Here is a 25,670-nt window from a genome sequence, read left to right as displayed (position 1 = left end):
TTATGAGGGATCGTTTCACCCGTATGGATTAAAACTGCTCAAGGTTCCGGAACGAGCACTCCACCGACGCCTACGGTCGCACGGGTGATGAGCAGCAGCCCGGAGACCACCACCCGCACGACGGGGGCGCGCCAGGCGCACAGCGAGGCGTGTGACGCACGACGAGAGGCCCGTGAGGCTGGAGAAGCGGGCGAGGCCCATGAGGCTCGACAAGCACGCGAGGCCCGTGAGGCGCGCGACCGCGCCGCCACGCGCGCCATCGCCCAGCGCCAGCCGACTCGCTACGAGCCGTATCTGGACGGCCTGTTCACCTACTGTCTGTCGGTGCTGTGCGACCACGACGCGGCCACCACCGCCCTCGCCGACGCCCTCACGGTGGCCGAGCGGCGCCGTCACCGCCTCCCCGACTCCGCCGACGACCTCAGAGCCTGGCTGTACGCCCTCTCCCGCTGGGCGTGCCTGCGCAAACTGGCCGAGCCGAAGCAGAAAGGCCAGCGCGCGCACGCGGCTGGACGGGGCGGAGTGGAGAGGGGCGCGGGAAGAGGGGCCGGGGCGGGGGGAGGCGCAGGGGGGTCGTTGGGCGCGAGTGCCGCCGGGGCCGGAGCCGGGGTCGGAAGAGGCGGCGGAAGAGAGGGCGGGAAAGGGATCGGGAAAGCGGCCGGGAACGGCGTCCCGGAGGAGGCGGCTCTCGCACCGGAGGCCGAGGAGCGCAGGTGCCGTGAACTCGCCCTGCTGGCCTGGCCGGAGGCGGCCGGCACCACCCCCGAGCAGCGTGAGGCACTGGAACTCGCCGTCCGTCACCACCTCTCCGCCCACGAAGTCGCCGCGGTCCTCGGCTTGCAGCCCGCCGCCGCGCGCGACCTGCTCGCCTCCGCCGCCTGCGAGGTCGAGCGCACCCGCGCGGCCCTCGCCGTCGTGGAGGCGGGCGGCTGCCCCGGCGTGGCCCACCTCACCGGCGACGGCCGGCTGGTCCTGGGCACCGCCCTGCGCCGCGAGCTGGTCCGGCACGTGGACGACTGTCCGCGCTGCCGCCGTACCGCCGAACGTGCCGTCCCCGGCCGCTGGCCCGGTGCCATGGTCACCCCCGCCGAGCTGCCCGTGCTGGAGGCCCCGCGCGCGGCCCTCCACATGGTCCTGGCGCATCAGCCACGCGCGCGTGGCGCGGCCGTACCCCGTTTCGACCGGCGCGGCTTCCCGATGGGCCCCAAGGACCGGGCGGCCCGCCGCGACCGGTTGCGGGCGCGGGCCGTCACGACGACGGTGGTCGCCACGGTCGTCGCCGCACCGGTCCTGGCGCTGTGGGCCGCGTACCGGGGCGGGCCGGCCGGGGAGGGCGACGGCCCGTCCGCGACCGCGCGCGAGGCACAGGGCCCCGACGCGCTCGGCGACGGCCCGGCCGGGGCCTACGAGAACGCCGGGAGCACCAAGGCCAAGGCGGGCCCGCGTATCCGCAGCGACGGCAAGGCGGACGTCTCCGTGGATGTCGTCAGCGTCGGCGGAAGGGGACGCGGGGACGCGGCACGGCTGACGGTCGGCGCGGCGAACGACGGGGACACCACGCTGATCACCCTCACGGCGTCCCCGGGGTCGTCCGACATCCGCTGGTCGGTCTCCACGTCGGCCGCGTGGCTGTACTTCAGCCGGTCCTCGGGGACCCTCGCCCCCGGCCGGACACTGACGATCAAGGTGTACGTCGATCACCTCCGCGAGCCGTCCGGTCCCTGGCACGCGCGCGTGGCGGTGGCCCCGGCGGGCGCGGTGGTCTCCATCGACGGCTACGGCACGGCACCGTCCCGCCCGGCCCCGCGCCCGCCGGCCACACCGTCCTCTCCGGCCCCGTCGACCCCCGCCACCACTCCGCCGACGAGCTCCACACCAACCCCGGCCCCGACCCCGCTCCCGTCGAGCCCACCCCCGACCACCCCGGAGACCCCGGCCCCGCCGCCACCGGAAACGGAACCACCGAGCCCTTCGGGGAGTTAGGCGGCGGGAAAGCGGAGCGGGTCAGGCCGCCCGTCGGCCAAGGGGCAGGGCCAGGGACAGGCGGGCGCGCTCACCCCTGGCCCCGACCGAATCGACGGCCCCGGCCCACCCGCTCGCCCTCGGGATCAGCTCACCGGGTTCCGCAGGCCCCCGGCTCGCCCGCTCCTGGGATCAGTCCACCGGGTTCCGCAGGCCCCCGGCTTGCCCGCTCCTCGGCTTCAGCTCACCGGGTCCGCAGGATGGGGTGCCACCAGGGGCAGCTGGGAGGCCAGGCGCTGTTCGCAGAGTTCGACCAGGCGGTCGTAGCCGGCCTTGCCCATCAGTTCCGTCAGTTCGGCGCGGTAGGAGACGTAGACCGGCTCGCCCGCCCCGTGGGCCGAGGTCGCCGAGGTGCACCACCAGTGCAGGTCGTGACCGCCCGGCCCCCAGCCCCGGCGGTCGTACTCGCCGATGGACACCTGGAGCACGCGCGTGTCGTCCGGGCGGTCGATCCAGTCGTAGGTCCGCCGGATCGGCAGCTGCCAGCACACGTCCGGCTTGGTCTCCAACGGCTCCCGGCCCTCCTTGAGCGCCAGGATGTGCAGCGAGCAGCCCGCGCCGCCCGCGAACCCCGGCCGGTTCTGGAAGATGCACGAGCCCTGGAACGGCCGCGTCTGCCGGGAGCCCTCCTCGTCCTCGGAGATCCAGCCGCCGCGCGTGCCCTCGTCGTGGTGCTGCCAGATCTCCGGGGTGAGCCGCGCGACGTGCTCGGCGACCCGCTTCTCGTCGTCCTCGTCGGAGAAGTGCGCACCCAGCGAGCAGCACCCGTCGTCGGCGCGACCCGCCTGGATGCCCTGGCAGCCGCTGCCGAAGATGCAGTTCCAGCGAGAGGTCAGCCAGGTCAGATCGCACCGGAAGACCTGCTCGTCGTCCGCCGGGTCCGGGAACTCCACCCAGGCGCGGGCGAAGTCGAGACCCTTCTCGTCGCTCACCCTCGCCTCCTCGGGAGCCATGGCGGACTTGCGCTTTCTGTCCGCCTTGTCGACCTTGCCAGTCTTGTCGGACTTGGCCTTTTTCGTCTTTGGCACCCGTCCAGGGTAAGTGGCCGGGGACCACCGGGGACACCGAGGACGGTGACTCTGGCAGTAGCGTTCCGTACATGAGACTCGGTGTCCTGGATGTGGGTTCGAACACGGTGCATCTGCTGGTGGTGGACGCCCACCCCGGCGCGCGCCCACTGCCCGCGCACTCCCACAAGGTCGAACTCCGGCTCGCCCAGCTCCTCGACGACAGCGGTGCCATCGGCGACGACGGCATAGACAAGCTGATCGACGTCGTACAGGACGCGCTCCAGGCCGCCGAGGACAAGGGCGTCGAGGACCTGCTGCCGTTCGCGACCTCCGCCGTCCGCGAGGCCCGCAACGCCGACGACGTCCTGGGGCGCGTGGCCGACAAGACCGGCGTACGGCTCCAGGTCCTCAGCGGCGCCGAGGAGGCCCGGCTCACCTTCCTCGCCGTACGCCGCTGGTTCGGCTGGTCCGCCGGAAAGCTGCTGGTCCTGGACATAGGCGGCGGCTCCCTGGAGATCGCCTACGGCCTGGACGAGGAGCCGGACGCGGCGGTCTCCCTGCCGCTCGGTGCCGGCCGCCTCACCGCCGGCTGGCTGCCCGGCGACCCGCCCGCCCCGGAGGACGTCCGGGCCCTGCGCCGCCACGTCCGCGCCGAGATCGCCCGCACGGTCGGCGAGTTCGCCCGCTTCGGCGCCCCCGACCACGTGGTGGCCACCTCCAAGACGTTCAAGCAGCTCGCCCGCATCGCCGGCGCCGCCCGCAGCGGTGACGGCCTTTACGTCCAGCGGGAACTCAAACGCCAGTCCCTGGAGGCATGGGTCCCGAAGCTCGCGGGCATGACCGCCGAACAGCGCGCCGGACTCCCCGGGGTGTCGGTGGGCAGGGCCGGTCAGCTGCTCGCGGGCGCCCTGGTGGCCGAGGGCGCGATGGACCTCTTCGGCGTGGAGAGGCTGGAGATCTGCCCCTGGGCCCTGCGGGAGGGCGTGATCCTGCGGCGCCTCGACCACATGGGCTCCGCTTAGCACCCCGGCCCGCTTGGCGCTTCGTATCCGCTCAGCGCTCGGCGTCCGCTTGGCGCCTCGTATCCGCTCAGCGCTCGGCGTCCGCTTGGCGCCTCGCGTCCCCTTGGCGCCACGCATCCGCTCAGCGCTCCGCGTCGGCTTGGCGCCCCGCGCCCGCGTAAACCCTCCCGCGCCCGCACCCCACCCGGGCAAATGGCGAACGTCACAAGGGTGAACGGGCGCACAGCACCCGGGCCGCCCGACGCCGTATGGTGACGAGCGTGGCTGAACCAACGGACGTGCGCATCGCGCTCTCGACCGCCTCCGTCTACCCGGAGTCCACGGCGACGGCCTTCGAGATCGCCGCGCGCCTCGGTTACGACGGTGTCGAGGTCATGGTGTGGACCGACCCGGTGAGCCAGGACATCGAGGCGCTGCGCCGCCTGTCGGACTACCACGGCGTCCCCATCCTGGCCGTCCACGCCCCCTGCCTGCTGATCACCCAGCGGGTGTGGACCACCGACCCCTGGACGAAGCTGACGCGGGCCCGGGCGGCGGCGGAGAAGCTCGGTGCCTCCACCGTCGTCGTCCACCCGCCGTTCCGCTGGCAGCGGCAGTACGCCCGGGGCTTCGTCGAGGGCATCTGGCGGATGGCGGACGAGACGGACGTGCGGTTCGCCGTCGAGAACATGTACCCCTGGCGCTACCGCGACCGCGAGATGCTCGCCTACGCCCCTGACTGGGACGTCACCAACAACGACTACCGGCACTTCACGATCGACCTCAGCCACACGGCGACGGCCCGCACCGACGCCCTGGACATGGTCGACCGCATGGGCGACCGGCTCGGGCACGTCCACCTCGCCGACGGCCGGGGCTCGGCCAAGGACGAGCACCTGGTGCCCGGCCGTGGCACCCAGCCCTGCGCCGAGCTGCTGGCACGCCTGGTGCGCACCGGCTTCGACGGCCACGTGGTGATCGAGGTCAACACCCGGCGCGCGATGTCCGGCGCCGAGCGCGAGGCCGACCTCGCCGAGGCCCTGGCCTTCACCCGCGCCCACCTGAGCGCGGCGGCCGTACGGGTGCCCCGCCGATGACCCCGCCCGGCCCCCCGGCCACGGGCGGCACCGCTCCCCGCCCCCCGGCGACGCACAGCAGTGCCCCGCGTTCTCCGGAGGCGGCCGGCAGTGCCCCGCGTCCTCCGGAAACGGACGACAGCGCCCCCCGTCCCCCCGCCCGCCGCCGGGGCCGCCCCCCGCGGACCGAGTCCGCCGGCACCCGGGACCGCATCCTCGCCGCAGCCCGCGAGGAGTTCTCCGCGCGCGGGTACGAGAAGACGTCCGTGCGTGGCATCGCCAAGGCCGCCGGGGTGGACTCCGCGCTGGTGCACCACTACTTCGGCACCAAGGAGCAGGTCTTCGAGGCGGCGGTCGAGGTCGCCTTCGCCCCCGCGCTGGCCGCGCCCGACGCGATCGCCGAGGGCCCGGCGGACGGCGTCGGCGAGCGGCTGGCCCGGTTCGTGCTCGGCATCTGGGAGGACCCCGCCACCCGGGCCCCGCTGCTGGCGATCGTGCGCTCGGCCGTCGACAACGACACGGCCGCCGCCGTCCTGCGCCGCCTGGTCGCCGCCCAGCTGATGCGCCGCATCGCCGCCCGGCTGGAGCTGCCGGACGCGGAGCTGCGCGCCGAACTGGCCGCCGCCCAGCTGGTGGGCTGTGCCATGCTGCGGTACGTGATCAGGCTGGAGCCGCTGGCGTCGGCGGACCTGGAGCAGATCATCGCCCGCGTCGCACCCGTCGTACAGGTCCATCTGACGGCCCCCTGAGGGGTCGTCCGGAGCCCGCCGTGAAACAGGTGTCCCGGGATTCGGACACCTCGTCCCGCCAGCTGGATGAGCGGCGTACGCTCGACAGAAGGCACACCCGTCTGAAGGAGCGAGCGACGATGCCCGAGCTGAGGTCCCGCACAGTCACCCACGGTCGCAACATGGCGGGCGCCCGCGCCCTTATGCGCGCCTCCGGTGTACCCGGTGCGGACATCGGCCGGAAGCCGATCATCGCCGTCGCGAACTCCTTCACCGAGTTCGTGCCCGGCCACACCCACCTCCAGCCGGTCGGCCGGATCGTCAGCGAGGCGATCAAGGAGGCCGGCGGCATCCCGCGCGAGTTCAACACGATCGCGGTCGACGACGGCATCGCCATGGGCCACGGCGGCATGCTGTACTCCCTGCCGTCCCGCGACCTGATCGCGGACTCGGTCGAGTACATGGTCGAGGCGCACTGCGCCGACGCCCTGGTCTGCATCTCCAACTGCGACAAGATCACCCCGGGCATGCTGATGGCGGCCCTGCGCCTGAACATCCCGACGGTGTTCGTCTCCGGCGGCCCCATGGAGTCCGGCCGCGCCACCCTGGTCGACGGCACGGTCCGCACGCTCGACCTGGTCGACGCGATCTCCGACGCCGTCAACGACAAGATCTCCGACGAGGACATCCTCCGCATCGAGGAGAACGCCTGCCCGACCTGCGGCAGCTGTTCCGGCATGTTCACCGCCAACTCGATGAACTGCCTGACCGAGGCCATCGGCCTGTCCCTGCCGGGCAACGGCTCGGTCCTCGCCACCCACACCGCCCGCCGCGCCCTGTACGAGAACGCGGCCCGCACGGTCATGGACCTCACCCGCCGCTACTACGAGCAGGACGACGACACCGTCCTGCCCCGCAGCATCGCCACCTTCCAGGCCTTCGAGAACGCCATGGCCCTGGACATCGCGATGGGCGGCTCCACCAACACGATCCTGCACCTGCTGGCCGCCGCCCAGGAGGCGGGCGTCCCGTTCGGCCTGGACGAGATCGACGCCGTCTCCCGCCGCGTGCCCTGCCTGGCGAAGGTCGCCCCGAACGTCGCCAAGGACCGCACGTACTACATGGAGGACGTGCACCGCGCCGGCGGCATCCCGGCCCTGCTGGGCGAGCTGCACCGGGCCGGCCTGCTCAACGAGGACGTGCACGCCGTGCACAGCCCGTCCCTGGCCGACTGGCTGAAGACCTGGGACGTCCGCGGCGGCTCGCCCTCGCCCGAGGCGGTCGAGCTGTGGCACGCGGCGCCCGGCTGCGTCCGCTCCGCCGAGGCCTTCTCCCAGTCCGAGCGCTGGGAGGCCCTCGACGAGGACGCCGAGAACGGCTGCATCCGCTCCGCCGAGCACGCCTACTCCAAGGACGGCGGCCTGGCCGTGCTGCGCGGCAACCTCGCGGTCGACGGCTGCGTGGTGAAGACGGCCGGCGTGGACGAGTCGATCTGGACCTTCGAGGGCCCGGCGGTCGTCTGCGAGTCCCAGGAGGAGGCCGTCCAGCGCATCCTCACCCAGGAGGTCAAGGACGGCGACGTCGTCGTCATCCGCTACGAGGGCCCCAAGGGCGGCCCCGGCATGCAGGAGATGCTGTACCCGACCTCGTACCTGAAGGGCCGCGGCCTGGGCAAGACCTGCGCCCTGGTCACCGACGGCCGCTTCTCCGGCGGCACCTCGGGCCTGTCCATCGGCCACGCCTCCCCCGAGGCGGCCTCCGGCGGCACCATCGCCCTGGTCCAGGACGGTGACCGCATCCGCATCGACATCCCGAACCGCACGATCGAGCTGCTGGTCGACGACGCCGAGCTGGCCCGCCGCGAGCAGGCCCTGAACGGCGTCTACGCCCCGAAGAACCGCGACCGCAAGGTCTCCGCCGCCCTGCGCGCCTACGCCGCGATGGCCACGAGCGCCGACAAGGGCGCGGTGCGCGACGTGTCCCGCCTGGGCTGACCGCTCACCGACAAGGGCCGCCTCCCCCGGGAGGCGGCCCTTTCGCCGTCGGCCTCCGCCTCACCAGGCCCCCGGCGCGCGGCCGTCCACGGCGAACACCGTGCCGTCCGGCGCGGTCGCGCAGATCCGGGTGCCCACGGGCACCGGAGCGGGCGGTGTGCTCATGACCCGCGCCGAGTCGGCGCCCAGCCGCGCGGGCGTCTGCCCCACCAGCCGCCCCTTCGCCGCGTCCACGGCGAGCAGCCGGCCGTCGCCCGCGGTCAGGTACACCCGCCCGTTCCGCGCGACCGGCAGCGAGCCACGGCTCACCGATGTCTCCAGATGCCACAGCCGCCTGCCCGCCGCCACGTCCACGGCGTCCAGGGAACCGCCGGTGGCCAGCACGTAGACGACGTCCCCGCGCACGGTGGCGTGCGCCCCGTCAAGCACGGCGGGCAGCGCGACCCGCCGGGTCGCGCCGCTCGCGGGGGTGTAGCGGACGACCTCCCGGGCGCCGTAGCCGCTGTCCATCGCCAGGAAGAACACCGACCCGTCGGCCGCCCGGTCGGCGACCGGCTTGAGCCAGCCGCGCAGCCGCACGTCCCACCGCACCCGGCCGCTCGCCGGATCCACGGCGGTCACCCGGGTGTGCCCGCCGTCGGCGGACGTACGGGTCGCGTAGGCCGAGGTGCCGCCGGGGAACGCGGCGAGGGACGGCGCGCCCTGCCCGGGCACGGCCCCGTGCCAGCGGGTACGGCCGGTCGCGCCGTCCACGCCGGTGACCGTGCCGTCGGCACCGGTGAGCAGCGCCGTGTCACCGGCGTACCGCACGGTCGTGCCCGCGGGCAGCCGGCGCCGCCACACCTCCTCGCCCGTGGCCGGGTCGAGCCCGGCGAGCCGGGAGCCGCCGTCGGTGTACGGCTGCACCAGGCCGCCGGAGACGGCCGGCGGACCGCTCGTGGTCCGGGTGTCCACCGTCTGCCGCCACAGCAGCCGGCCGTCGGCGGCGCCGAGCGCGTAGACGACGCCCGGCCGCGCGCAGAACAGCTTCCCGGCGTCGTACGAGCACTGCGGCATGCCCGCGCCGCCGACCGCGGGCCGGGCCGTCCAGCCGCCGGAAGCCGCCGTCAGGGCCGGCGCGTCCGGCGGAGCCTGATCGTCTCGCCCGGTCACCCACACCGCGGCGAGCCCGCCGGCCAGCGTCAGCCCCAGCACCCCGGCCGTCAGCGCCGCCGCCCGCCCCCGGCCGGGCCGCCACCCCGGGCGCCGCCCGGCACCGGCGGCCACCGGCTCCGACACGGGCCGCGCCGCCACCCGGCCGCGCCCCGGGCGCCACACCCGGCGCCGCCCGGCCGGCGGGGAGTCGGACGCCGGTGCGGGGGTGTCCTCACCCGTCCGCTGTGCCGGTATGAACGCCTGGGTGTCGTACGAGGCCGCCACCGAGCGCAGTTCCCGCATCAGCTCGTCCGGCGTGGGCCGGTCCTCGGGCTCCTTGGCCAGGCACCGCCGCACCAGCGCCGCGAGCCCGAGCGGCACGCCGGTCAGATCGGGCTCGTCGTGGACGACCTGGTAGGCGACGACGTAGGGACTGTCGGAGTCGAACGGGCCGCGCCCGGTGGCCGCGTGCACGATCACCGAGCCCAGCGCGAAGACATCGGCGGCCGGACCGACCTCGCGGGGCCGCCGGAACTGCTCGGGCGCCATGAACGGCGGGGTGCCGATCAGCTTGCCCGTCTCGGTGCGCAGTTCGCTGTCCTTGGGCCGGGAGATCCCGAAGTCGATGACCTTCGGCCCGTCCTCGGCGAGCAGCACGTTGCCGGGCTTCAGATCCCGGTGCACCACCCCGACCCGGTGGATGTCGCGCAGCGCCTCGGCCAGCCCCGCCATCAGCCGGCGCAACTGCTCCGGGGTCATGGGGCCGTTCCGCTTCACGTGTTCGGAGAGGGTCGGCCCGGGGATGTACAGGGTGGCCATCCAGGGCCGCTCGGCCTCCGGATCGGCATCGACGACGGGCGCGGTGAAGGCGCCGCTGACCCGGCGGGCGGCGGCCACCTCCTGCCGGAAACGGCCTCTGAACTCGGGATCCCGGGCGAACTCCGCGTGCACGACCTTTACCGCGAGCTTCATCCCCGAGGTGCTGCGGGCCAGGTGGACGACCCCCATGCCGCCGGAGCCCAGACGGGACTCCAGCCGGTAGTGGCCGGCGTATTCCGGAAGTTCCGCTTCCGCATTCGCTTCCGCGTTCGCTCCGGCGTTGCGCTGTGGCGCCATGGACCACCCCCGTGCTGTTCGTCCGCGCGCGCGACGCACGGAGCCTAATCGATGACTCGTACGGGACTAAGGCGGCTTGCTAGCGTCTGTGCCCGAGTCGCGCACATGGTTCGCGCCGGCTCTCACCGAGTTCGCGAGCGACGGGGGAGGACCACTTTCATGTCTGTCGACACACAAGAGGCCGGAGGCGTGGACGAGGGCCAGGCCGGCCTGACCACGCAGGCGGCCGCGGCCGTACGCACCTACGCCGTCGCCCCGGGCGTCCGGCTGAACGTCCGCAGCGGTCCGGGCACCCAGTACAACCTGGTCCGCGTGCTGCCGGTGGGCGTCCGCCTGCCGATCTACTGCCAGACCCCCGGCACCACGGTCTCCGGCCCCTACGGCACCACCAACATCTGGGACCTCATCGACAACGGCGAGTACGTCTCGGACGCCTACGTCCACACCGGCAGCGACGGCTACGTCGCCCCCCGCTGCGGCTGACGGCGCGCACCGGGCCGGGCCCCGGCCGGGAGTCCGTCCACGGCCGGGGCGATAATCGTGCCCGTGAGCGACGAAACCGGCACCCCGGACAGCGCGGCGGGCTCCACCGGCGACACGGAGCAGGGCGGCGGCCCCCGCCCCGAGCCCCTGCGCTTCTTCGGCACCTCCTGGGTCGGCCACGACAACGGCTACGCGGCCCGCCGCGCCGGGGTCGCCATCGGCTCCCTCGCCGCCGCGGCCGTCTCCTGCCTGGTGCTCCGCCTCGCCTACCAGGGCATCCGGATCGCCGACACCGGCCCCTTCGTGAGCGTCCTCATCGTGGTGATGTTCGCGATCTGCAGCGCGTTCGCCTTCCGCAACACCTGGGAGGGCTTCGGCAAGCGGCACGACCCGCAGCGCCAGGCCTCCCTGCGCGGAATGCTCGCCATCGGCTTCGTCGGCTCCCTCCTCGCCTACTTCGTCCGCTCCCTCATCGAGGCACCGGGCGAGAAACTGCACCGCGAGGAGTACGAGAAGGCCCGCGAGGCCCACGCCCGCCGCGCCACCCGCCGCACCGGCAACCCGTCCCGCAAGAAGCGCCGCCGCTGAACCGCCGCCCGGGCTTTCCGCGCATCACCGGGATGCCGTAGACCTGAGCACATGACAGCCGCCCCGCCGCCGCCCGCCGACCCGCAGGCCCAGCACACCGCCCGCGCCGGTTCCTTCAACGCCGTCGCCGCCCGGTACGCCGCGAACCGGCCCTCCTATCCGCCCGCCCTCCTCGACGCCGTCGAGGAACTGGCCGGCCGCCCCCTGTCCGGCGCCAGGGCCGTGGACGTCGGCGCCGGAACCGGTATCGCCAGCACCCTGCTGCACGCCCGCGGCGCCGACGTCCTCGCCGTCGAACCCGGCGCGGGCATGGCCGCCGAGTTCCGCCGCGCCCTGCCGCACATCCCGCTCGTCCGGGGCGACGGCAACGCCCTGCCCGTCGCCGACGCCACCGCCGACCTGATCACCTACGCCCAGGCCTGGCACTGGACCGACCCGGCGCGCTCGGTGCCGGAGGCGCTGCGCGTCCTGCGCCCGGGCGGCGCGCTGGCCCTGTGGTGGAACACCAACGCCCTGGACGTCGACTGGATCGCCGAGGCCGCCGGCCGGGCCGGCCGCTTCCTCGGCACCGACGTCGCCGGCGAACAGCGCAAGGCCGGCGAACGCGTCGAACAGGCCGACCCCAGCGGACGCCTGGACTTCACCCGCCGCACGGTCCGCTGGAGCCGCCGGGTGCCGGTCGACACCCACCTCGCCAACGTGGCCACCCACTCCGCCTTCCTCGTCATCCCCGAGGAACGGGCGGCCGCCTTCCTGGAACAGGAGCGCGCCCACCTCCTCGAGGTCTTCCCGGACGGCATGGTCGAGGAGACCTACGACGTCCTCCTCATCGTCGCCCGCACGCCCTGATCCCCGCCGTTCCGCCCACCGGACAACCGGCCCGCACGGCGCACGCCGGTGCCAGACTGATCCACATGAGCCAGAAAGTCGCAGTCCTCGGCACCGGCAAGATCGGCGAAGCCCTGCTCAGCGGAATGATCCGGGCCGGCTGGGCCCCCGCCGACCTCCTGGTGACCGCCCGCCGCCCGGAACGCGCCGAAGAACTCCGCGCCCGCCACGGCGTCAACCCGGTCACCAACACCGAGGCCGCCAAGACCGCCGACACCCTGATCCTCACGGTCAAGCCGCAGGACATGGGCGCCCTCCTGGACGAACTCGCCCCGCACCTGCCCGCCGACCGCCTGGTCATCAGCGGGGCCGCCGGCATCCCCACCTCCTTCTTCGAGGAGCGCCTGGCGCCGGGCACCCCCGTCGTGCGGGTCATGACCAACACCCCCGCCCTCGTGGACGAGGCCATGTCGGTCATCTCGGCCGGCAGCCACGCCACCGAGCGGCACCTCGCGCACGCCGAGGAGATCTTCGGCGGGGTCGGCAAGACCCTGCGCGTCCCCGAGAGCCAGCAGGACGCCTGCACCGCGCTGTCCGGCTCCGGCCCGGCCTACTTCTTCTACCTGGTCGAAGCCATGACCGACGCCGGCATCCTGCTCGGCCTGCCCCGCGACAAGGCCCACGACCTCATCGTCCAGTCCGCGATCGGCGCCGCCGTGATGCTCCGCGACAGCGGCGAGCACCCCGTCAGGCTCCGGGAGAACGTCACCTCCCCGGCCGGCACCACCATCAACGCCATCCGCGAGCTGGAGAACCACGGCGTACGGGCCGCGCTCATCGCCGCCCTCGAAGCCGCCCGCGACCGCAGCCGCGAACTCGCCTCCGGCAAGAAGGAGTGACCGTCCCGGGCCCCCGCGGGCGGCCACCGCCGCCCACGGAAACCCCGTCTGCAAGGCGGTGTCTACAGCGCGGTGCTCAGCGAGGGCTCCGCCACGGGCGGCAGCAGCCCGATCGCCCGGTAGGCAGTATCGACCGTCGGCCGGGCCAGCGCCCGCGCCTTCTCCGCACCGGCGCGCAGCACCCCCTCCACATACGCCGGATCGGCGCACAGCTCCCGGTGCCGGTCCCGCACCGGCCGCAGCACCTCCACCACGGCCTCCGCGGTGTCCTTCTTCAAGGAGCCGTACGAGTCGTACCCGGCCGCCAGCGCCTCGGGGTCCCCGCCCGTGCACGCGGCGAGAATGTCCAGCAGATTGGCGAGGCCCGGCCGCGCCGCCCGGTCGTATACGACCTCCCGCCCGCTGTCCGTCACCGCCCGCAGCACCTTCTTGCGCACCACGTCCGGTTCGTCCAGCAGATAGACGACGCCGGTCCCCGACTCGTCCGACTTCCCCATCTTCCGCGTCGGGTCCTGGAGGTTCATCACCCGCGCGGCGACCGGGGGCAGCGTCGTCCGCGGCACCACGAACGTGTGCCCGTAGCGCTGGTTGAACCGCACCGCCACGTCCCGGGCCAGCTCCACGTGCTGCGTCTGGTCCTCGCCGACCGGCACCTCGTCCGTGCCGTACGCCAGGATGTCCGCGGCCATCAGCACCGGGTACGTCAGCAGCGACAGCCGCAGGCTCCCCCCGCGCTCCCGCTGTTTCGCGGCCTTCTCCTTGTACTGGATCATCCGCCGCATCTCGCCGTCGGTCGCCACGCACTCCAGCAGGTACGACAGCCGGGTGTGCTCGTCCACATGGCTCTGCAGGAACAGGGTGCACACCTCGGGATCGAGCCCGGCCGCCAGCAGCAGCGTCGCCGTCTGCCGGCTGAGCCTGCGCAACCGCGCCGGATCGTGCTCCACGGTCAGCGCGTGCAGGTCCACCACGCAGAACAGCGAATCGGCCCGGTGCTGGTCCACCTCGGCCCAGCGCCGCATGGCTCCCAGGTAGTTGCCGAGGGTCAGGTGCCCGGTCGGCTGGATCCCGCTGAAAACCCGGGTCATGTCCACTCCACCTTCTGGTCGGGACCGCCGCCCCTGCGGCCGGCCCCCTCAGACCCGGAGGGAGAGACGAGAACGGCCGCCGAGGCGGCGGCCGTTGAGTGCATACGTGAGTACGGCCGCCGTCAGGCGGCCCACCAGAACTGGGTACACGTACGCGTCATCACGCCGTCCACAGTACGCCTCGGGAGTGCTCCACGGCAGTGGGTTGACACGGCCCCTGCCGATCCGTAGTGTTCTCCGAGTTGTCCGACGTGAGCGCCGACTCCGGTCGGTCCCCGGACAGCCATTCCGCAAGCACCACCCACTCATCGACGCTCCGGCGCCGACTGCTTTGGTGTGCGTATTTGCGAAATGAGGAATCCGCGTTCGAAAGAACGCCGGCCCCCGATTAGCTCGGGAGCCAGGAATCCGCTAAAGTCTCACTCGTCGGAACGGCCCAACGGCCGCGAAGACAAACCCCGCTGACCGGGGATCAGACGCCGAAAGGATCTGATAGAGTCGGAACCGCCGGAAAGGGAAACGCGAGAGCGGGAACCTGGAAAGCACCGAGGAAATCGGATCGAGAAAAGATCTGATAGAGTCGGAAACGCAAGACCGAAGGGAAGCGCCCGGAGGAAAGCCCGAGAGGGTGAGTACAAAGGAAGCGACCGTTCCTTGAGAACTCAACAGCGTGCCAAAAGTCAACGCCAGATATGTTGATACCCCGTCTCCAGCATCCGCTGGGACGAGGTTCCTTTGAAAAAACACAGCGAGGACGCTGTGTGCGAGGGGACTATTCCTCCTCTCGCACCGCTCTCGTGATGTGTACACCGGATTACCGGTAAACATTCACGGAGAGTTTGATCCTGGCTCAGGACGAACGCTGGCGGCGTGCTTAACACATGCAAGTCGAACGATGAACCTCCTTCGGGAGGGGATTAGTGGCGAACGGGTGAGTAACACGTGGGCAATCTGCCCTGCACTCTGGGACAAGCCCTGGAAACGGGGTCTAATACCGGATATGAGCCTGGGAGGCATCTCCCGGGTTGTAAAGCTCCGGCGGTGCAGGATGAGCCCGCGGCCTATCAGCTTGTTGGTGAGGTAACGGCTCACCAAGGCGACGACGGGTAGCCGGCCTGAGAGGGCGACCGGCCACACTGGGACTGAGACACGGCCCAGACTCCTACGGGAGGCAGCAGTGGGGAATATTGCACAATGGGCGAAAGCCTGATGCAGCGACGCCGCGTGAGGGATGACGGCCTTCGGGTTGTAAACCTCTTTCAGCAGGGAAGAAGCGAGAGTGACGGTACCTGCAGAAGAAGCGCCGGCTAACTACGTGCCAGCAGCCGCGGTAATACGTAGGGCGCAAGCGTTGTCCGGAATTATTGGGCGTAAAGAGCTCGTAGGCGGCTTGTCACGTCGGTTGTGAAAGCCCGGGGCTTAACCCCGGGTCTGCAGTCGATACGGGCAGGCTAGAGTTCGGTAGGGGAGATCGGAATTCCTGGTGTAGCGGTGAAATGCGCAGATATCAGGAGGAACACCGGTGGCGAAGGCGGATCTCTGGGCCGATACTGACGCTGAGGAGCGAAAGCGTGGGGAGCGAACAGGATTAGATACCCTGGTAGTCCACGCCGTAAACGGTGGGCACTAGGTGTGGGCAACATTCCACGTTGTCCGTGCCGCAGCTAACGCATTAAGTGCCCCGCCTGGGGAGTACGGCCGCAAGGCTAAAACTCAAAGGAATTGACGGGGGCCCGCACAAGCGGCGGAGCATGTGGCTTAATTCGACGCAACGCGAAGAACCTTACCAAGGCTTGACATACACCGGAAAGCATCAGAGATGGTGCCCCCCTTGTGGTCGGTGTACAGGTGGTGCATGGCTGTCGTCAGCTCGTGTCGTGAGATGTTGGGTTAAGTCCCGCAACGAGCGCAACCCTTGTCCCGTGTTGCCAGCAGGCCCTTGTGGTGCTGGGGACTCACGGGAGACCGCCGGGGTCAACTCGGAGGAAGGTGGGGACGACGTCAAGTCATCATGCCCCTTATGTCTTGGGCTGCACACGTGCTACAATGGCCGGTACAAAGAGCTGCGATACCGTGAGGTGGAGCGAATCTCAAAAAGCCGGTCTCAGTTCGGATTGGGGTCTGCAACTCGACCCCATGAAGTCGGAGTCGCTAGTAATCGCAGATCAGCATTGCTGCGGTGAATACGTTCCCGGGCCTTGTACACACCGCCCGTCACGTCACGAAAGTCGGTAACACCCGAAGCCGGTGGCCCAACCCCTTGTGGGAGGGAGCTGTCGAAGGTGGGACTGGCGATTGGGACGAAGTCGTAACAAGGTAGCCGTACCGGAAGGTGCGGCTGGATCACCTCCTTTCTAAGGAGCATCTAGCTGCCGCAAGGCAGCCAGAGCCACTACGTCGGCGAATGTTCGACGGTGGTCAGCTCATGGGTGGAACGTTGACTACTCGGCACACTTGACCTTCTCTGGTCGCTAGTACTGCTTCGGCGTGGAACGTGAGATGGAGAGGCGAGGGTGTCGGGCACGCTGTTGGGTGTCTGAGGGAATGAACTTTCCTCAGTTGCCGGCCCCAGTGAACTTCGGATTCGTCCGGGGGTGATGGGTGGCTGGTCGTTGTTTGAGAACTGCACAGTGGACGCGAGCATCTGTGGCCAAGTTTTTAAGGGCGCACGGTGGATGCCTTGGCACCAGGAACCGATGAAGGACGTGGGAGGCCGCGATAGTCCCCGGGGAGTCGTCAACCAGGCTTTGATCCGGGGGTTTCCGAATGGGGAAACCCGGCAGTCGTCATGGGCTGTCACCCGCTGCTGAACACATAGGCAGTGTGGAGGGAACGCGGGGAAGTGAAACATCTCAGTACCCGCAGGAAGAGAAAACAACCGTGATTCCGGGAGTAGTGGCGAGCGAAACCGGATGAGGCCAAACCTTCGACGTGTGAGACCCGGCAGGGGTTGCGTCGTGGGGGTTGTGGGATCTCTCTTCTACGGTCTGCCGGCCGTGGGACGAGTCAGAAACCGTTGATGTAGGCGAAGGACATGCGAAAGGTCCGGCGTAGAGGGTAAGACCCCCGTAGTCGAAACGTCAGCGGCTCGTTTGAGAGACACCCAAGTAGCACGGGGCCCGAGAAATCCCGTGTGAATCTGGCGGGACCACCCGCTAAGCCTAAATATTCCCTGGTGACCGATAGCGGATAGTACCGTGAGGGAATGGTGAAAAGTACCGCGGGAGCGGAGTGAAATAGTACCTGAAACCGTGTGCCTACAAGCCGTGGGAGCGTCGGACATCAGCTTGCTGGTGTCTCGTGACTGCGTGCCTTTTGAAGAATGAGCCTGCGAGTTTGCGGTGTGTTGCGAGGTTAACCCGGGTGGGGAAGCCGTAGCGAAAGCGAGTCCGAATAGGGCGGTTTTAGTAGCACGCTCAAGACCCGAAGCGGAGTGATCTAGCCATGGGCAGGTTGAAGCGGAGGTAAGACTTCGTGGAGGACCGAACCCACCAGGGTTGAAAACCTGGGGGATGACCTGTGGTTAGGGGTGAAAGGCCAATCAAACTCCGTGATAGCTGGTTCTCCCCGAAATGCATTTAGGTGCAGCGTCGTGTGTTTCTTGCCGGAGGTAGAGCACTGGATAGGCGATGGGCCCTACCGGGTTACTGACCTTAGCCAAACTCCGAATGCCGGTAAGTGAGAGCGCGGCAGTGAGACTGTGGGGGATAAGCTCCATGGTCGAGAGGGAAACAGCCCAGAGCATCGACTAAGGCCCCTAAGCGTACGCTAAGTGGGAAAGGATGTGGAGTCGCAGAGACAACCAGGAGGTTGGCTTAGAAGCAGCCACCCTTGAAAGAGTGCGTAATAGCTCACTGGTCTAGTGATTCCGCGCCGACAATGTAGCGGGGCTCAAGCGTACCGCCGAAGTCGTGTCATTGCAGCGTATAGCCCTAACGGGTGTTGTGATGGGTAGGGGAGCGTCGTCTGCCGGGTGAAGCGGCACTGGAAGGTAGTCGTGGACGGTTGACGAGTGAGAATGCAGGCATGAGTAGCGATACAAACGTGAGAAACGTTTGCGCCGATTGACTAAGGGTTCCTGGGTCAAGCTGATCTGCCCAGGGTAAGTCGGGACCTAAGGCGAGGCCGACAGGCGTAGTCGATGGATAACCGGTTGATATTCCGGTACCCGCTGTGAAGCGTCAAACATCGAATCCAGTGATGCTAAGGCCGTGAAGCCGCCCTGGAGCCTTCGGGCAAAGGGGAGTGGTGGAGCCGCTGACCCAAGTTGGTAGTAGGTGAGTGATGGGGTGACGCAGGAAGGTAGTCCATCCCGGGCGGTGGTTGTCCCGGGGTAAGGGTGTAGCCCGAGTGGTAGGCAAATCCGCCACTCTTGCAGGGTGAGACCTGATGCCGAGCCGATTGTGGTGAAGTGGATGATCCTATGCTGTCGAGAAAAGCCTCTAGCGAGTTTCATGGCGGCCCGTACCCTAAACCGACTCAGGTGGTCAGGTAGAGAATACCGAGGCGTTCGGGTGAACTATGGTTAAGGAACTCGGCAAAATGCCCCCGTAACTTCGGGAGAAGGGGGGCCACGTCTGGTGATCGGCTTTGCGCCGTGAGCTGGGGGTGGCCGCAGAGACCAGCGAGAAGCGACTGTTTACTAAAAACACAGGTCCGTGCGAAGCCGTAAGGCGATGTATACGGACTGACGCCTGCCCGGTGCTGGAACGTTAAGGGGACCGGTTAGCTCACTTTCGGGTGGGCGAAGCTGAGAACTTAAGCGCCAGTAAACGGCGGTGGTAACTATAACCATCCTAAGGTAGCGAAATTCCTTGTCGGGTAAGTTCCGACCTGCACGAATGGCGTAACGACTTCTCGACTGTCTCAACCATAGGCCCGGTGAAATTGCACTACGAGTAAAGATGCTCGTTTCGCGCAGCAGGACGGAAAGACCCCGGGACCTTTACTACAGTTTGATATTGGTGTTCGGTTCGGCTTGTGTAGGATAGCTGGGAGACTGTGAAGCTCGCACGCCAGTGTGGGTGGAGTCGTCGTTGAAATACCAGTCTGGTCGTGCTGGATGTCTAACCTGGGTCCGTGATCCGGATCAGGGACAGTGTCTGATGGGTAGTTTAACTGGGGCGGTTGCCTCCTAAAGGGTAACGGAGGCGCCCAAAGGTTCCCTCAGCCTGGTTGGCAATCAGGTGTTGAGTGTAAGTGCACAAGGGAGCTTGACTGTGAGACCGACGGGTCGAGCAGGGACGAAAGTCGGGACTAGTGATCCGGCGGTGGCTTGTGGAAGCGCCGTCGCTCAACGGATAAAAGGTACCCCGGGGATAACAGGCTGATCTTCCCCAAGAGTCCATATCGACGGGATGGTTTGGCACCTCGATGTCGGCTCGTCGCATCCTGGGGCTGGAGTCGGTCCCAAGGGTTGGGCTGTTCGCCCATTAAAGCGGTACGCGAGCTGGGTTTAGAACGTCGTGAGACAGTTCGGTCCCTATCCGCTGTGCGCGTAGGAGTCTTGAGAAGGGCTGTCCCTAGTACGAGAGGACCGGGACGGACGAACCTCTGGTGTGCCAGTTGTTCTGCCAAGGGCATGGCTGGTTGGCTACGTTCGGGAGGGATAACCGCTGAAAGCATCTAAGCGGGAAGCCTGCTTCGAGATGAGGACTCCCACCCACTTGATGGGGTAAGGCTCCCAGTAGACGACTGGGTTGATAGGCCGGATCTGGAAGCACGGTAACGTGTGGAGGTGACCGGTACTAATAGGCCGAGGGCTTGTCCTCAGTTGCTCGCGTCCACTGTGTTGGTTCTGAAACCACGAACAGCCTTCGGTTGTTGTTTGTTTCATAGTGTTTCGGTGGTCATAGCGTGAGGGAAACGCCCGGTTACATTCCGAACCCGGAAGCTAAGCCTCACAGCGCCGATGGTACTGCAGGGGGGACCCTGTGGGAGAGTAGGACGCCGCCGAACAATTTTTGAGGGAGACCCCCGCACCTTACGGTGCGGGGGTTTTCCGCGTTTCGGGTCCATGCGCCATGGGTCCATTAAGGTCGACGGCATGCGCTATGACCTCGTCATCTTCGACAACGACGGTGTCCTCGTGGACAGCGAGCCCCTTTCCAACCGGCTCCTGGCCGGCTATCTCACCGAGCTCGGACACCCGACGTCGTACGAGGACTCCATCCGCGACTACATGGGCTCGGCGATGCACCGCGTCCACGATCTGGTGCTGGAGCGCACGGGCCAGCGGCTGCCGGAGGACTTCGACGAGGTCTTCCACGCGCGGGTGTTCGCCGCGTTCGAGCGGGAGTTGCGGCCCGTGCCCGGGGTGACGGACGTACTGGAGAAGCTGGTCGCGGACGGGGTGCCGTACTGCGTGGCCTCCTCCGGGAGCCACGAGCGGATACGGGTGGGGCACCGTACGACCGGGCTCGACCGGTGGTTCACCGACGAGCGGATCTTCAGCTCCGAGGACGTCGGTCGGGGCAAGCCGGCGCCGGACCTGTTCCTGTACGCGGCCGAGCGGATGGGGGTGGCCCCCGGGCGGTGCGTGGTCGTGGAGGACTCCCCGCTGGGCGTCCAGGCGGCCGTGGCGGCCGGGATGGACGTGTACGGGTTCACCGCGATGACACCGCCGGAGCGGCTAGAGGGCGCCGGTCGACTCTTCGCGGACATGGGCGAGTTGGCCGGTCTGCTGATGTGACCCGGGTCCGGGGACCGGGCTGACATTTGTCATGCGGAGCCGGGGACGATCGTTTCTACTGCCGGACCCCGCCCGAAGGCGATGCTGAGGGCATGATGAAGACCACGGGGAACCAGGACGGTACGCCGAGCGCGCTGGACAACTTCAAGCCACTGCTCATCGATGTGGCGGTGCCGCTCGGCTCGTACTACCTCCTCAAGGAAGCCTTCGGGACGAGCACCTTCGCGGCGCTCGCCTGGAGCAGCGTCGTACCGGCCTTGCGGACCGTATGGGCCCTGGTGAAGGAGCGCCGTACCAACGCGCTCGCCGTCCTGATCCTCGCCGTCAACGTCGTCTCGCTGCTGCTGAGTTTCGTCTCCGGCGACCCGCGGCTCATGCTCGCCAAGGACAGCGGGGTCAGCAGCACGGTGGCCATCGGCATCCTGGTCTCCGTCGGGCTGGGGAAGCCGATGATGACCGAGGCCATGAAGCCCTTCCTAGTGAAGGGCGACCCGGCCAGGGAAGCCGCCTTCCGGCGGCTGACGTCCGGGGCCGCGGCCGGATCCGCCGCCTTCCGGCGCAAGGAGCGGGTCTTCTCCGTGGTGTGGGGGCTGGTCCTGCTGGCCGAGTGCGTGGTGCGGGCCGTGGGCGCCTACACCGTTCCGGTGGACACCATGGTGTGGCTGGGCTCGGTCCTCCTGGTCGCGGCCATGGCGATCGGGTTCCTGCTCAGCGGCGGCCTGGCCGCCGGACCGATGGAGGACATGCTCACGGCCGAGGTGGAGGCCGGCCGGGCCGAGCGTCCGGCGGTGGCCGCCGCGGTCTGACTCCGCCGCGGACCCGGTGGAGCTGACGGAAATTCACCTTTGGCTGGATCTACCCACGGGTACCCGGGGGCCCTACCCTCGCCGCCATGACCGATGTGCTGCGGCGCGGCAGAGCCTCGCTCGCGTTCGCCTTCTTCGCGCAGGGCGCCGCCTTCGCCCTGCTGGTGACGCGCATCCCGGCCGTCCAGGACCGGTACGGAGTCTCCGACGCGCTGCTCCCCGTCTTCCTGGCCGCCGTACCGGTCCTCGCCGGGGCCGGCAGCGTGGCCACGGAGTGGCTGGTGCGGCGGGTCCGGCCGAGCCGGGTGCTGCGCTGGTCCCAGCCGGTGGTGCTGCTGGCCCTGCTCGGGGCCGGGGCGGGCGGAGCCGGGCAGGTGGCCGTGCTGGCGGTGGCGCTGGGCGTCTTCGGCCTGGCGGTGGGCGCGCTGGACGCGTCCATGAACATGCTCGGGGTCAGCCTCCAGCGGTCGTACGGGCGCAGCATCATGCTGGGTTTCCACGCCGTCTACAGCCTGGGCGGGATCGTGGGGGCCTCGCTCGCCTGGGCCGGGGCGCACTGGCAGCTCGCGCTGTGGGTGTCGTACCTGCCGGTGGTGGCCGTGCTGCTGCCGGCGGCGCTGCTGGGGAGCCGGTGGTACGTCGACGGGGAGCCGACGCCGGTGCGGGAGACACCGGGAGACGGCGGTGGCGTCGGCTTCAGGCTGCTGTTGCCGCTGTGCCTGGTGATGACCTTCGCCTACATCGGGGACTCCACCGTCTCCAACTGGAGCGCGAAGTACCTGAAGGACGTGCTGGGCGGCTCGGAGCAGCTCGCGACCGTGCCGTACAACGTGTACATGGTGACCACGCTGGCCGGGCGGGCCGTCGGGGACCTCGGGGTGCGGCGGTTCGGCGCGGTGGCGGTCGTCCGGCTCGGGGCGCTGGTCGCGGCCGGCGGGTTCGCGGTGGTGGCGCTGGCGCCCGGCCCTGGATCGGGGATGCTCGGGTTCACGCTGCTGGGCCTCGGGCTGTGCGTGCTCGTGCCGCAGACCTTCGCTGCGGCCGGGCGGCGCGCGTTCGAGCGGCACGGCCCGGGGGCCTCGGACGCGGCGATCGCGCGACTGAACATCTTCAACTACGTGGGTTTCCTGATCGGTTCGCCGTTGGTGGGGGCCCTGGGGGACGCCTGGAGCTACCGGGGCGCGATGCTGGTGCCGATGGTGTTGGTGCTGGTGACCCTGGGGTACGCCAGGTCGTTCGCGGCTCAACCGGACCGATACGGTGGCGGGCATGAGCGGCCGCGCACAGCTGGTGTGGGACGAGGCAGTAACGGGCTATGACTTCGGTCCGAGCCATCCGATGGACCCGGTCCGGCTGGAGTTGACCCGCCGGCTGGTCGGTGCCTTCGGGCTCGACCGGGAACTGGCGGTCGTCGCGGCCAGACCGGCCGGCGAGTCGACGCTGAAGCTGGTGCACCGGCAGGACTACATCGACGCGGTGAAGGCCGCCTCGGCGGACCCGGCGGGGGCCGACGGGTCGTACGGGCTCGGCACGCTCGACGATCCGGCGTTCGCCGGGATGCACGAGGTGTCCGCGCTGATCGCGGGCCAGTCGGTGGGGGCCGCCGAGGCGGTGTGGCGGGGGGACGCCGAGCACGCGGTGAACTTCGCGGGCGGGCTGCACCACGCGATGCCGGGCGGCGCGTCGGGGTTCTGCGTGTACAACGACGCGGCGCTCGCGATCGCGCGGTTGCTGGAGCTGGGCGCCGAGCGGGTCGCCTACGTGGACGTCGACGTGCACCACGGGGACGGGGTGCAGGCCGCGTTCTGGGAGGACCCGCGGGTGCTGACGATCTCGCTGCACGAGCACCCCGGCACGCTGTTCCCGGGGACCGGGTGGCCGCAGGAGACGGGCGCGGACGCGGGCCAGGGCGCCGCGGTGAACGTGGCGCTGCCCGCCGGCACGGGGGACGCGGGGTGGCTGCGGGCGTTCCACGCCGTGGTGCCGGAGCTGCTCGCCGATTTCCGGCCGCAGGTCCTGGTGTCCCAGCACGGCGCCGACACCCACTTCGAGGACCCGCTCGCGCACCTGGCCGTCTCGCTGGACGCGCAGCGGGCGGTGCAGCTGGCGTGCCACGAGCTGGCGCACGCGTACGCGGGCGGCAAGTGGGTCGCGCTGGGCGGGGGCGGATACGCGGTCGTCGACGTCGTACCGCGTTCGTGGACGCACCTGGTGGGGATCGTGGCGGGCCGGCCGGTCGAGCCCGGGACGGAGATCCCCGAGGGCTGGCGGCGGGACGTGTTCGCCCGGACCCGGCAGCTCGGCCCGCAGCGGATGACGGACGGGCGGTGGCCGGTGGAGTACGGCGACTGGGAGACGGGCTACGACCCCGCCGACCGGATCGACCAGGCCGTACTGGCCACCCGCCGGGCGGTGTTCCCCCTGCGGGGCCTGCTGCCGTAAGGCTGCCCGCCCCTGGCCAGGTCGGCCGCCGGTGACGCCCGCCACCCGGCCCGGTCGGCCGCCGTCCGTTGCCCGGCGCCCGGCGGCAGAGCCCCCGCGGTGTGACTGCCCGCAGCCACGCAGGCAACCGTGCGGCAGTCGGCGCGCTCAGGGGGCCGTGAGCCGTCCCCGTACGCGGGCAGCGTTGGGCCAGCGGCAGTCGGCGCGCACAGGCGGCGGTGAAGCCGTCCCCGCACGCGGACAGTCGTTAGGCCATCCGCGCGAATCCCGCTGTTTCCGCCCCGTCCCGGGCTCCGATGGGCCACCATCGCATCCGTGTCGTCCCCCGCCCGGCTCCGCGCCCACCTGGTGGCCGCCGGGCTGGCCGGGGCGGTGGCGACCTCACGGGAGGAAAGCCTGCGCAGTTACCGGCTGTTCGCGGCCCGGGACCCGCGCGTGCTGATCGGGATCGATCCCGAGGGCGCCTGGGAGTTCCCCGACCTGCTCGCCCTGATGGCGCGCAGGTGCGGGGTCTCGGCCGACCCGCGCCACACGAGCGGGCCGGACGTGATCGATCCGGAGCGGACGCTCGCCGCGCTGGACGCCTTCGCCGGGCGGATCCGGGCGGCGGCCCGGCGCGGCGCGCCCGTGCTGCTGGGCACCGGGCACCCCCGGCGACTGCTCGGTTTCTACGCCGCTCTGGCGGACGCGCTGTCAACGGCGGGATGTGAGATCCTCACCCCTGCGCAGGGTCGTTGTGTCGACATATTGACCCGGTTCGGCCTACGTCCGCATCGCCTCGACTACGTACGAGGGGTTGCCCTGATGCGGGAACCGGCGAGCGGGCGCCCCGGTTGTGAGCCGGGTGCCCACAGCCACTCACCGCTGCCGGTTCGGGTCGCGCTGGAGGCCGCGGCACAGGCCGGCGGGCCGCTGCCCGAGCTGGTGGTCGGCGATCACGGATGGGTCTGCGGCGCAGGTCAGCTGGGGTTCGAGGCCATCGGGCTGGCCGACACCGACGACCCGGCGCCGTTCGTCGGCGAGGCCGAGGGACGGGTGGCCGTCGTCGTTCCGGTTGATGACGCAGTCCGGTCTGGTCACTACCGGCCGCTGACCCGCTACGTGCTCAATCGGGCCTGTCTGTCACAGTAGGCCGCCGATGGGTGCACCTCTTCCCCACTCGCATCACCCGCCCCTAGTCTGGGGAGTGAGCACGCAACGACGAAGAGTCACCGGAAGGGGAAGCCGGTGGCCGTCGAGTGCGGAAGGTTCAGGTGTGTCATGGCTGCAGCTGGCGAGAGGCCTCTGAACGAGGTTCAGTTCCTTACCGTGGCGGAAGTCGCCTCGGTGATGCGAGTGTCCAAGATGACCGTGTACCGCCTGGTGCACAGCGGTCATCTGCCCGCGATCCGGGTGGGGCGGTCCTTCCGCGTCCCCGAGCAAGCGGTACACGAGTACCTCCGCGACAGCTATGTGGGGGTGGAGACGGCCTGACGGCGACCCCCGGGTGACCAGGGGAAACCCCCTCGATTACGACCTCGGCGTTCGGTTGGGTAGGCTAGCCCCTCGTAGGTCGTGTGGGCCCATGGCGCCCAAACAACCGAGTGATGAGAAGTGAGCGAGGGTAGTCGTGGGCTCTGTTATCAAGAAGCGGCGCAAGCGGATGGCCAAGAAGAAGCACCGCAAGCTGCTCAAGCGCACGCGCGTTCAGCGTCGCAACAAGAAGTAAGCGGTCCCCCGCGCAAGCGGGTGTCCGTGAGCGACGCCGCGAGAGCGTGACACCTG

The 25,670-nt window shown here is 69.9% G+C and carries 19 protein-coding genes and 3 rRNA genes; 19 read left to right on the top strand and 3 right to left on the bottom strand.

What is annotated here, in order from left to right; all coding sequences use genetic code 11:
- Positions 1 to 87: 87 nt before the first annotated feature.
- A complete protein-coding gene (locus tag Srubr_RS29220; protein WP_373313602.1) occupies positions 88 to 1,983 on the top strand; it encodes a BACON domain-containing protein in 1,896 nt (631 codons plus the stop codon).
- Between the two features lie 218 nt (positions 1,984 to 2,201).
- Here Srubr_RS29220 and Srubr_RS29215 read toward each other — a convergent pair whose 3' ends face one another.
- Positions 2,202 to 3,050 (bottom strand): hypothetical protein, encoded by an 849-nt coding sequence (locus Srubr_RS29215; protein ID WP_189997814.1) that lies wholly within the window; start codon positions 3,048 to 3,050, stop codon positions 2,202 to 2,204.
- Between the two features lie 71 nt (positions 3,051 to 3,121).
- On the opposite strand from Srubr_RS29215, the gene Srubr_RS29210 reads away from it, so the two are divergent.
- From Srubr_RS29210 to ilvD, 4 genes are all read left to right on the top strand, one after another.
- Positions 3,122 to 4,054, top strand: coding sequence for a Ppx/GppA family phosphatase (locus tag Srubr_RS29210; protein WP_189997813.1), 933 nt, complete (start codon positions 3,122 to 3,124; stop codon positions 4,052 to 4,054).
- A 248-nt stretch (positions 4,055 to 4,302) separates the two neighbouring features.
- Positions 4,303 to 5,130 carry a sugar phosphate isomerase/epimerase family protein gene (locus tag Srubr_RS29205; protein ID WP_189997812.1) on the top strand — a complete coding sequence of 276 codons (828 nt, stop codon included), beginning with the start codon at positions 4,303 to 4,305 and terminating at the stop codon, positions 5,128 to 5,130.
- Complete coding sequence (locus tag Srubr_RS29200; RefSeq protein WP_189997811.1) at positions 5,127 to 5,858, top strand: TetR/AcrR family transcriptional regulator; 732 nt, start codon at positions 5,127 to 5,129, stop codon at positions 5,856 to 5,858. The genes Srubr_RS29205 and Srubr_RS29200 overlap by 4 nt, the downstream gene beginning before the upstream one ends.
- 119 nt (positions 5,859 to 5,977) lie before the next feature.
- Positions 5,978 to 7,831 carry a dihydroxy-acid dehydratase gene (gene ilvD, locus Srubr_RS29195; RefSeq protein WP_189997810.1) on the top strand — a complete coding sequence of 618 codons (1,854 nt, stop codon included), beginning with the start codon at positions 5,978 to 5,980 and terminating at the stop codon, positions 7,829 to 7,831.
- A 60-nt stretch (positions 7,832 to 7,891) separates the two neighbouring features.
- Here the strand turns inward: ilvD and Srubr_RS29190 are convergent, their stop codons facing one another.
- Positions 7,892 to 10,081: a serine/threonine-protein kinase gene (locus Srubr_RS29190; protein ID WP_189997809.1), complete on the bottom strand. Its 2,190-nt coding sequence runs from the start codon at positions 10,079 to 10,081 to the stop codon at positions 7,892 to 7,894.
- A 159-nt stretch (positions 10,082 to 10,240) separates the two neighbouring features.
- Between Srubr_RS29190 and Srubr_RS29185 the strand changes: the two genes are divergently transcribed.
- The 4 genes from Srubr_RS29185 to proC all read left to right on the top strand — a co-directional run bounded on the left by Srubr_RS29185 (position 10,241) and on the right by proC (position 12,879).
- Positions 10,241 to 10,564, top strand: coding sequence for an SH3 domain-containing protein (locus tag Srubr_RS29185; protein ID WP_189997808.1), 324 nt, complete (start codon positions 10,241 to 10,243; stop codon positions 10,562 to 10,564).
- 63 nt (positions 10,565 to 10,627) lie between these two features.
- Positions 10,628 to 11,152: an EamA/RhaT family transporter gene (locus Srubr_RS29180; protein ID WP_189997807.1), complete on the top strand. Its 525-nt coding sequence runs from the start codon at positions 10,628 to 10,630 to the stop codon at positions 11,150 to 11,152.
- Between the two features lie 51 nt (positions 11,153 to 11,203).
- Positions 11,204 to 12,001 (top strand): class I SAM-dependent methyltransferase, encoded by a 798-nt coding sequence (locus tag Srubr_RS29175; RefSeq protein ID WP_189997806.1) that lies wholly within the window; start codon positions 11,204 to 11,206, stop codon positions 11,999 to 12,001.
- A gap of 65 nt (positions 12,002 to 12,066) precedes the next feature.
- A complete protein-coding gene (gene proC / locus Srubr_RS29170; protein ID WP_189997805.1) occupies positions 12,067 to 12,879 on the top strand; it encodes a pyrroline-5-carboxylate reductase in 813 nt (270 codons plus the stop codon).
- 62 nt (positions 12,880 to 12,941) lie between these two features.
- On the opposite strand, the gene trpS is transcribed toward proC, so the two are convergent.
- On the bottom strand, positions 12,942 to 13,967 hold the full coding sequence (gene trpS, locus Srubr_RS29165; protein WP_189997804.1) for a tryptophan--tRNA ligase: 1,026 nt from the start codon (positions 13,965 to 13,967) through the stop codon (positions 12,942 to 12,944).
- 827 nt (positions 13,968 to 14,794) lie between these two features.
- Here trpS and Srubr_RS29160 point away from each other — a divergent pair.
- From Srubr_RS29160 to Srubr_RS29115, 10 genes are all read left to right on the top strand, one after another.
- Positions 14,795 to 16,321: ribosomal RNA gene (locus tag Srubr_RS29160) — 16S ribosomal RNA — on the top strand.
- 294 nt (positions 16,322 to 16,615) lie between these two features.
- Positions 16,616 to 19,738, top strand: a 23S ribosomal RNA gene (locus Srubr_RS29155).
- Between the two features lie 70 nt (positions 19,739 to 19,808).
- Positions 19,809 to 19,925 (top strand): 5S ribosomal RNA (gene rrf / locus Srubr_RS29150).
- Together the 16S, 23S and 5S rRNA genes form the textbook arrangement of a ribosomal RNA operon.
- A gap of 88 nt (positions 19,926 to 20,013) precedes the next feature.
- The gene (locus Srubr_RS29145) at positions 20,014 to 20,658 is read left to right on the top strand and encodes an HAD family hydrolase (RefSeq protein ID WP_189994501.1); all 645 of its coding nucleotides are present in this window, start codon (positions 20,014 to 20,016) and stop codon (positions 20,656 to 20,658) included.
- 92 nt (positions 20,659 to 20,750) lie between these two features.
- Entirely contained in the window at positions 20,751 to 21,464 is a 714-nt protein-coding gene (locus tag Srubr_RS29140) for a VC0807 family protein (protein WP_189994499.1), read from the top strand.
- Between the two features lie 86 nt (positions 21,465 to 21,550).
- Positions 21,551 to 22,783, top strand: a complete 1,233-nt coding sequence (locus tag Srubr_RS29135; RefSeq protein WP_189994497.1) for an MFS transporter — start codon at positions 21,551 to 21,553, stop codon at positions 22,781 to 22,783.
- Entirely contained in the window at positions 22,734 to 23,906 is a 1,173-nt protein-coding gene (locus Srubr_RS29130; RefSeq protein WP_189994496.1) for an acetoin utilization protein AcuC, read from the top strand. The genes Srubr_RS29135 and Srubr_RS29130 overlap by 50 nt, the downstream gene beginning before the upstream one ends.
- 315 nt (positions 23,907 to 24,221) lie before the next feature.
- Complete coding sequence (locus Srubr_RS29125) at positions 24,222 to 25,037, top strand: phosphatase (protein ID WP_189994494.1); 816 nt, start codon at positions 24,222 to 24,224, stop codon at positions 25,035 to 25,037.
- A gap of 129 nt (positions 25,038 to 25,166) precedes the next feature.
- Positions 25,167 to 25,379 carry a helix-turn-helix domain-containing protein gene (locus tag Srubr_RS29120; protein ID WP_121791081.1) on the top strand — a complete coding sequence of 71 codons (213 nt, stop codon included), beginning with the start codon at positions 25,167 to 25,169 and terminating at the stop codon, positions 25,377 to 25,379.
- Between the two features lie 136 nt (positions 25,380 to 25,515).
- Complete coding sequence (locus tag Srubr_RS29115; protein ID WP_003948845.1) at positions 25,516 to 25,614, top strand: 30S ribosomal protein bS22; 99 nt, start codon at positions 25,516 to 25,518, stop codon at positions 25,612 to 25,614.
- Positions 25,615 to 25,670 lie beyond the last annotated feature (56 nt).

It is taken from the genome of Streptomyces rubradiris (assembly GCF_016860525.1).
Taxonomy (GTDB): domain Bacteria; phylum Actinomycetota; class Actinomycetes; order Streptomycetales; family Streptomycetaceae; genus Streptomyces; species Streptomyces rubradiris.
This window is presented reverse-complemented; position numbering and strand designations above follow the sequence as displayed.